The sequence below is a fragment of the Paraburkholderia caffeinitolerans genome, from assembly GCF_902859945.1.
In the GTDB taxonomy this organism is placed as follows: domain Bacteria; phylum Pseudomonadota; class Gammaproteobacteria; order Burkholderiales; family Burkholderiaceae; genus Paraburkholderia; species Paraburkholderia caffeinitolerans.
The window spans coordinates 1-553 of the sequence record NZ_CADIKL010000134.1 but is presented as its reverse complement, the minus strand read 5'-3'; the positions used below and the strand labels follow the sequence as shown (position 1 = coordinate 553).

The 553-nt window shown below is 69.1% G+C and carries 1 pseudogene; it reads right to left on the bottom strand.

Annotation, left to right across the window (positions count from 1 at the left end):
- Positions 1-553, bottom strand: a pseudogene (locus HV773_RS36610) (hypothetical protein); the annotation flags it as partial.

The window sequence follows — 553 nt, the reverse complement described above, 5'->3', positions numbered from 1 at the left end:
GGCCGGGTCCGCAATGATGCTGTCGTCCCTGCTTCGGTTTTCTCCCCTATACCCCGGCAGCTTGAATCCGGCAAGCCACGCCGGCGGCGACGCCGAACTGGGCATCGCCACCTGATTGTTCTCCACCTCCATCTGCGCCGCGTTCGCCGCCGTCGACGCATTGACTCCCCCCGCCGCCGCGATCCCCGCCACCAGGCTGTTCACCAAGTTCTCGCGCGCCTCACGATCACCCGCGCTCATCCCCTGCGTCGACCCCAGCAGCGAGCCCAGCACCGAACTCGCCGCCGCTCCCATCGCACCCGCGCCACAACCCGCACCGGCCCCCGCAGCGCCCGCACACCCCACGATCGCATGCAGCGCCGCGCGCGCACTTTCGCTACCCAGACTATCCGCAATCGTCTTGACCTGACCAGCCCCGAGTTCCTGAATGTAGGTCACCGCCGCACCCTGCGCAAACTGCCCCATCCCGCCCGTCACGTTCCCGCCCGCCGCAACCGTCAGCGCGGTCAGCACCTGACGGTATGAACCGCCCGGCCCCCACTGCGCATTCAGC